General features: G+C 64.2%; 5 protein-coding genes. 1 reads left to right on the forward strand and 4 read right to left on the reverse strand.

Going from position 1 to position 4,421, the window contains the following annotated elements; genetic code table 11:
- The 4 genes from AC1DSN_RS18935 to hrcA all read right to left on the reverse strand — a co-directional run.
- Window positions 1–223, reverse strand: a 223-nt coding sequence (locus AC1DSN_RS18935) for a DnaJ domain-containing protein (RefSeq protein ID WP_477332212.1), incomplete at its 3' end; no start/stop codon positions are given.
- 130 nt (window positions 224–353) lie between these two features.
- A complete protein-coding gene (gene dnaK / locus AC1DSN_RS18940) occupies window positions 354–2,279 on the reverse strand; it encodes a molecular chaperone DnaK (protein ID WP_063572092.1) in 1,926 nt (641 codons plus the stop codon).
- Between the two features lie 97 nt (window positions 2,280–2,376).
- Complete coding sequence (gene grpE, locus AC1DSN_RS18945; RefSeq protein ID WP_477297626.1) at window positions 2,377–2,913, reverse strand: nucleotide exchange factor GrpE; 537 nt, start codon at window positions 2,911–2,913, stop codon at window positions 2,377–2,379.
- Between the two features lie 86 nt (window positions 2,914–2,999).
- Entirely contained in the window at window positions 3,000–4,061 is a 1,062-nt protein-coding gene (hrcA, locus tag AC1DSN_RS18950) for a heat-inducible transcriptional repressor HrcA (RefSeq protein ID WP_063572094.1), read from the reverse strand.
- Between the two features lie 132 nt (window positions 4,062–4,193).
- Between hrcA and AC1DSN_RS18955 the strand changes: the two genes are divergently transcribed.
- On the forward strand, window positions 4,194–4,421 hold a 228-nt coding region (locus tag AC1DSN_RS18955; protein ID WP_146192947.1), incomplete at its 3' end, for an AAA family ATPase.

Raw genomic sequence — 4,421 nt, forward strand, 5'->3', positions numbered from 1 at the left:
CGAAGGCCGCGTGTCCGTGCTGGTCGTACATCGCGCGCTTCTGCGCGTCGGCCAGCACTTCGTAAGCCTCTTTGGCTTCCTTGAATTTGTCGATCGCTTCCGGGTCGTCCGGATTGCGGTCAGGGTGATACTTCATCGCGACGCGACGAAAGGTCTTCTTGAGGTCGCCCTCGGTCACGGTGCGTTCGACACCGAGAATTTCGTAGTAGTCGCGCTTGCTCATGTCACGTGTACTTTCCCTGGACGGACGAACGCACCGACGGGTTGCCCCTCGGCGCGATCGTTCCGGTTAACCGTCGGTACCGCGCCGCCGGCATCGAGCCCGCGGCGCGTCATTACATGCCGAAGACGAATTACTTCTTCTCGTCCTTGACTTCGGTGAACTCGGCGTCGACCACGTCGTCCGGCTGGGCCGAACCGCCGCCCGGTGCCGACTGCTGCGCGGTGTCCTGCGCACCACCGGACTGGGCCGCGGCGGAGAGCGCCTGCGCTACCTGCTCGAGGTTGGTGATCTTCGACTCGATCGCGTCCTTGTCTTCGCCCGCGAGAGCCTTCTCGAGATCGGAGACGGCGCTGTCGATGCCGGCGAGCTGCTCGGCCGGGATCTTGCCGCCGTGCTCCTTGAGCTGGCTACGCGTGGCATGGACAAGCTGGTCGCCACGGTTACGCGTCTGCACGAGCTCGTGGAACTTCTTGTCTTCTTCGCGGTTCGCTTCCGCGTCCGCCACCATGCGCTGGACTTCTTCGTCCGAGAGGCCGGAGCCGGCCTTGATCTCGATCTTCTGTTCCTTGCCGGTGTCCTTGTCCTTCGCCGACACATGCAGGATGCCGTTGGCGTCGATGTCGAAGGTCACTTCGATCTGCGGCTGGCCACGCGGCGCCGAACGGATGCCGGAGAGGTCGAACTTGCCCAGCGACTTGTTCGCATTGGCACGCTCGCGCTCGCCCTGCAGCACGTGCACGGTGACGGCGGTCTGGTTGTCATCAGCGGTCGAGAAGGTCTGCGAGGCCTTGGTCGGCACCGTGGTGTTCTTATCGATCAGCTTGGTCATCACGCCGCCCATCGTCTCGATACCGAGCGACAGCGGGGTGACGTCGAGCAGGAGGACGTCCTTGACGGTACCGCCCAGCACGCCACCCTGGATCGCTGCGCCGACAGCGACGGCTTCATCCGGGTTGACGTCCTTGCGCGGCTCGCGGCCGAAGAAGTCCTTCACGGCTTCCTGCACCTTGGGCATGCGGGTCTGGCCACCGACGAGGATCACCTCGTGGATGTCCGAGATCTTCAGGCCGGCATCGTTCAGCGCCGTGCGGCACGGGTCGATCGTGCCCTTGACCAGGTCTTCCACCAGCGACTCGAGCTTGGCGCGCGTCAGCTTGATGTTGAGATGCTTCGGACCCGAGGCATCTGCCGTGACGTACGGCAGGTTCACGTCGGTCTGGTGAGCCGAGGAGAGCTCGATCTTCGCGCGCTCGGCGGCGTCCTTCAGGCGCTGCAGGGCAAGCTGGTCCTGGCGCAGGTCGATGCCCTGCTCCTTCTTGAACTCTTCGACGAGGTAATCGATGACGCGGTTATCGAAGTCCTCACCACCGAGGAAGGTATTGCCGTTGGTGGACAGCACTTCGAACTGCTTCTCGCCGTCGACGTTGGCGATCTCGATGATCGAGACGTCGAACGTGCCGCCGCCCAGGTCGTACACGGCGATCTTGCGGTCGCGCGCGTCCGTCTTGTCCAGGCCATAGGCCAGCGCAGCCGCGGTCGGCTCGTTGATGATGCGCTTGACGTCGAGGCCGGCGATCTTGCCTGCGTCCTTGGTGGCCTGKCGCTGGCTGTCGTTGAAGTAGGCCGGGACCGTGATGACGGCTTCGGTCACTGCCTCACCGAGGAAGTCCTCGGCGGTCTTCTTCATCTTCATCAGCACCTTCGAGGAGATCTCCTGCGGCGCCATCTTCTTGCCGTCGGCGGTCTGCACCCAGGCGTCGCCGTTGTCATGCGCGACGATGCCGTAGGGGACCAGCTTCAGGTCTTTCTGGACTTCCGCGTCGGTGAACTTGCGGCCGATGAGGCGCTTGACGGCGTAGAAGGTGTTCTTGGGATTGGTCACGCTCTGGCGCTTGGCCGGCGCGCCCACGAGGACTTCGTTGTCCTTGGTGAAAGCCACGATGGACGGCGTGGTGCGATCGCCCTCTGCATTCTCGATGACGCGTGCGGTCGAACCTTCCATCACTGCTACGCAGGAGTTGGTTGTACCGAGGTCGATACCGATGATCTTGCCCATAGTCACGTTGCTCCGAATTTCATGCGGCCCCCGCGGCCGCGACTGTGTTGGAAAATGGGGGTAACCCCCATCGATTCAATATCTTTGGTGAAGCTGTTCAGTTGTCGCGCACCACGGCGACGAGCGCCGGACGCAGCAGACGGTCGTTGAGCACGAAGCCCTTCTGGACCACGGCGACAACGGTGTTGGGCGCGTGCTCGTTCGAATCGACCGAGCTGATGGCCTGGTGGTGCGCCGGATTGAACGGCTGGTGCAGCGGATCGACCACGGAAAGTCCGTTCGCCTGGGTGACCTTCTCCAGCTGCTTCAGCGACATATCCAGACCTTCGCGCAGGGTCTTCGCATCCGCGGCCTGATTGGCCAGGCCCAGGGCGATGCCGTCGTACACCGGCAGAAGCTCACCGAGCAGCTTCTCGTTGGCGAAGCGGCGGGCCTGGTCGATATCGCGCTGCATACGGCGGCGCTGGTTCTCGATCTCCGCCTTTTCGCGCAGCACCGTCTCGCGCGCCTGGGCCAGTTCGGTTTCCATCGCGGCCAGCTTGATGTTCAGGGCCTCGATCTCGGCATTGACGCCGTTGTCGGCCACACCGCCGTCCTGCGCCGGATCCGGCACGTGGGGATCGTTGTTTTGCATTACTTGCTCCAAATGTCAGCGTACCGACCCCTCCGAGGAAGGGTCGAACATTCGCGGGAAATACTAAACCCGCCTCCCGTGGCGGTTTATGAGGTCGCCGCGGCGCGATTCAAGGCGTCGCTAAGCAGTGAGGCGGTGGCTTGTACCACCGGAATCACGCGCTCATATGCCATACGCGTCGGTCCAATAACTCCGATCGCGCCCAGCATGCGGCCCTGCGTGCCGTAGGTGGCGGTGACGATGCTGCAACCGTCGAGGGCCGAAAAACCGGACTCCTCGCCGATGAACAAGCGTACGCCAGGGGCTTTGACGCACATTTCCATGAGCTGAAGCAGGTCTCGCTTCTGCTGGAAAGCGTCGAAAAGGTCGCGGAGCCGCTCGATATCGGCCAGCTCGGAATAACCCATCAGGTTGGTCTGGCCACTGACCAACACATCGTCAGCGTCCTCGTCGGAGCTGAACGAAGCGGTGGCCAGTTCGACCACGCCGGTGAGCAGGCGATTGAGTTCGCCGCCGGCCTCGCGCAACTCGGTGGCCAGATGCGCGCGGATATCCGCCAGCCGGAAGCCGGCGAACTGGGCATTGAGGTAGTTGGCCGCCTGCTCCAGCTCCGCCGATTCGAGGGGCCGGGCCAGCTGGACCACGCGGTTCTGCACCTGGTTATCCGAGAAAACCAGGATCACCAGCACCCGCGCATCGGGCAAATTGACGAAATCGATATGCCGTAGCGGAAAGTCGCCCTGACGCGGCACGGTAACCACGCCGGCGAAGTGGGTCATGGCCGATAGCAGGTGTGAGACGTTGCCAAGCAGGTCGCGCGTGGTCGTCTGGTGCGGCGGCAGGCCACCCTGCAGGCGGGCCATCTCGTCGCGCGGCAGCGGCTTGAGCTCGAGGAGGCTGTCGACGAACAGGCGCAGGCCGCGCGGGGTGGGGATTCTTCCGGCCGAGGTATGCGGCGAGGAGACCAGCCCGGCCTCTTCGAGGTCGGCCATGATGTTGCGGATGGTCGCGGGGCTGACTTCCAGGCCCGACGACTTCGCCAGCGTGCGTGAGCCGACCGGCTCACCGTCTGACAGGTATTGAGAGATCAGGGTACGCAGCAGCCGGCGCGCGCGTGCATCGATGTCGTGACCGGAAAACGGATTCATGCGCGTGGGCGGGCCGGAGGGTTGGTTCGTCCGGCTATCAATAAGGTCTCGACGCTCCTGTTGCAAGTCTCGGCTTCTGCGACGCGCCTCCCGCTACAATCGGCGCGATTCCATCCGCCGCCATCGGTAGCCATGCTCACCTCGCTCTACGTCCGCCAGTTCGCCGTCGTCGAAGAAGCCGAGATTGCCTTCGGGCCAGGGCTCACCGTGGTCAGCGGCGAGACCGGCGCCGGCAAGTCCCTGCTCGTGGACGCCCTCATGCTCCTGGCCGGCGCCCGCGCCGACAGCGGCATGGTGCGTTCGGGCAGCGACCGCGCCGAGCTCGCCGCGGAATTCGACCTCACCGGCCTGCCCGAGGCC

This window comes from Luteibacter sp. P4_D7_3 (assembly GCF_056401735.1).